Annotated in this window: 2 protein-coding genes; both read left to right on the top strand. The window is 73.7% G+C overall.

Annotation, left to right across the window (positions count from 1 at the left end):
- Positions 1-181 precede the first annotated feature (181 nt).
- Positions 182-961: an SDR family oxidoreductase gene (locus MKK63_RS11875; RefSeq protein ID WP_244001885.1), complete on the top strand. Its 780-nt coding sequence runs from the start codon at positions 182-184 to the stop codon at positions 959-961.
- A 113-nt stretch (positions 962-1074) separates the two neighbouring features.
- Positions 1075-2358 carry an amidase gene (locus MKK63_RS11870; protein ID WP_244001883.1) on the top strand — a complete coding sequence of 428 codons (1284 nt, stop codon included), beginning with the start codon at positions 1075-1077 and terminating at the stop codon, positions 2356-2358.
- Positions 2359-2677 lie beyond the last annotated feature (319 nt).

The raw sequence follows: 2677 nt of genomic DNA, 5'->3' as shown, positions 1-2677 counted from the left end.
TCCGCCACGAGTGCTTCGAGCCGAAGGCGATCCGAGGTGGAGAGCGTGAAAGAGATGCCACTGCGCATCCGGCCAGACTCGCAGGATGGGCCTCAAACCGAAACCCCACACGGACTCAACCGTCAGAGCTCAACCACTAGGGGATGCCCCTGCGCGGGGGCCGACTCGGGGAGGCTTCACGATGGATCTCGGCTTGAGCGGGCGCCGGGCGCTCGTCTGCGCGGCGAGCAAGGGGCTGGGCCGGGGCTGCGCCCTGGCGCTCGCCCGGGAGGGCGTCGCGGTGACGATCACCGCCCGCACCGCGGAGACGCTGGAGCGGACCGCGGAGGCGATCCGCCGGGAGACCGGCGCCACCGTCACGGTCGTGGCGGGCGACATCGCCACCGAGGCCGGCCGGGCCGCGGCGCTGGCCGCCTGCCCGGAGCCCGACATCCTGGTCAACAACGCCGGCGGCCCGCCCCCCGGCGATTTTCGCGACTGGGACCGGGACGCCTGGATCCGGGCGCTCGACGCCAACATGCTGGCGCCGATCGCGCTCATCAAGGCGACCGTCGACGGGATGATCGACCGGAAGTTCGGCCGGATCGTCAACATCACCTCGTCGTCCGTGAAGGCGCCGATCGCGCATCTCGGCTTGTCGAACGGCGCCCGCGGCGGGCTGACCGGCTTCGTGGCGGGCCTCGCCCGGCAGGTCGTGCGGCACGGGGTGACGATCAACAACCTGCTGCCGGGCCCGTTCGACACCGACCGGATCCGCGGCAACGCCGGGGCGCTCGCCGCCAAGGCCGGCCTCAGCGTGGAGGCCTTCCTCGAAGCCCGGGCCCGGGAGAATCCCGCCGGCCGCTTCGGCGATCCCGACGAGTTCGGGGCGGCCTGCGCGTTCCTGTGCAGCGGACGCGCCGGGTTCATCACCGGCCAGAACCTGCTGATGGATGGCGGCGCCTATCCGGGCACGCTCTGAGTTGACCCGGGAGTCCGGGTTCCCAAAGGGCTCAGCCCTTTGGTGGGTTGTCAGGGCAAAGCCCTGATGGACTCCAGGGCGGGCGCCGTTCGGCGCAACACGCGGTGAGGACCATGAGCGTACGCGATACGGTCGAGGAGCGTCTGGCGCGGATCGGGGCGGGGGACCCGGCGGTGTTCACCCGCCTCTACCCGGATTCCGCCCGGGCGGCGGCGGATGCCGCCGATGCCCGCCGCCGGGACGGGCTCTCCCTCGGGCCGCTCGACGGCGCGATCGTCTCGATCAAGGACCTGTTCGACGTGGCGGGCGAGACCACGAAAGCCGGCTCGGTCCTGCTCGCGGGGGCGCCCCCGGCCGCTTCCGACGCCCCGGTGGTCGCCCGCCTGCGCCGGGCCGGGGCGGTGATCCTGGCCAAGACCAACATGTCGGAATTCGCCTTCTCCGGCCTCGGGCTGAACCCGCATTACGGCACCCCCGGCAACGCCACCGATCCGGCCCGCATCCCCGGGGGCTCGTCCGCCGGGGCCGGGGTCTCGGTAGGGCAGGGGACGAGCGACGTCTCGATCGGCTCCGACACCGGCGGCTCGGTGCGGATCCCGGCCTCCCTCAACGGCGTGGTCGGGTTCAAGCCGACCGCCCGGCGGGTGCCCCTGGCCGGCGCCTTCCCGCTCTCCTACGCCCTCGATTCCCTCGGGCCGCTGGCCCGGAATGTGGCCGACTGCGCCGCCGCCGACGCCGTGATGGCGGGCGAAGAGCCCGCACCGCTCGACGCCTTTCCCGTCGCGGGCCTGCGGATCGGCGTGCCCCGGGGCCTGCTGTTCACCGAGACCGAGCCGCTGGTGGCCGAGGCGTTCGGGCGGGCGCTGGCGCGGCTCTCGGCGGCGGGCGCCCGGGTGACCGACCACCCGATCGACGATCTGCTCGCCGCCATGGATGCGGCGCTGCCGGACGGATCGCTGGCGGCGATCGAGGCCGCCGCGATCCACGCCGACTGGCTCGACGCGCAAGCCCATCGCTACGACCCGCGGGTCCACCGCCGGATCCTGGCCGGCCGGACGGCCCCGGCGACGCGCTACATCCGGACGCTGCGCCGCCGCGCCGAGCTGATCGCATCCCTCGACGGGCGGCTCGCGCCCCTCGACCTGCTGGCGCTGCCGGCGACCGCCACGACGGCGCCGCTCACCGCCCCGCTGGAGGCCGACGACGCGGCCTTCCTGGCCGCCAACCGGCTGATGCTGCGCAACACCGCCTTCGGTAATTTCTTCGACCTGACCGGCCTGTCGTTGCCGATGCCGGATCTCGCCCGGCCGGCGGGGCTGATGCTGCTCGCCCGCCACGGGCAGGACCGCCGGCTGCTGGCGCTCGGCGCCGGCATCGAGGCGGTTCTGGCGGGGTAGGGGGCCGGCGCGTCTCCCTCCCCCCTCTGCGGGGGAGGGTGGGCCGGCCGTCAGGCCGGGTCGGGAGAGGGGAACCTGGGTTCAGGAAAGGGCGCGACCTTCATGAAGGGCAGAGGCTCGGTCTGCACCGTCGCTCCCCTCTCCCGACCCGCTTCGCGGGCCACCCTCCCCCGGAGAGGGGGGAGGGAGACGCGGCGGTGGCCGGCTCGCACTTGATCACATCCACCATCATTGCAGCTTCGGATTGAGCGCGTCGCGCAGCCAATCCCCCAGAAGGTTGATGGCGATGACCAGCCCGGCGAGCGCCACGCCCGGGAAG

Origin of the sequence: Methylobacterium sp. J-088 (assembly GCF_022829295.1) — a bacterium.
Lineage (GTDB): Bacteria > Pseudomonadota > Alphaproteobacteria > Rhizobiales > Beijerinckiaceae > Methylobacterium.
Note: the sequence above shows the minus strand (reverse complement) of the source record. Positions and strands in the feature narration are given on the sequence as shown.

Bases quoted from the DNA above. Each gene is read 5' to 3' on its own strand.
- MKK63_RS11875 (WP_244001885.1), top strand. From the start codon at position 182: ATGGATCTCGGCTTGAGCGGGCGCCGGGCGCTCGTCTGCGCGGCGAGC.
- MKK63_RS11870 (WP_244001883.1), top strand. From the start codon at position 1,075: ATGAGCGTACGCGATACGGTCGAGGAGCGTCTGGCGCGGATCGGGGCG.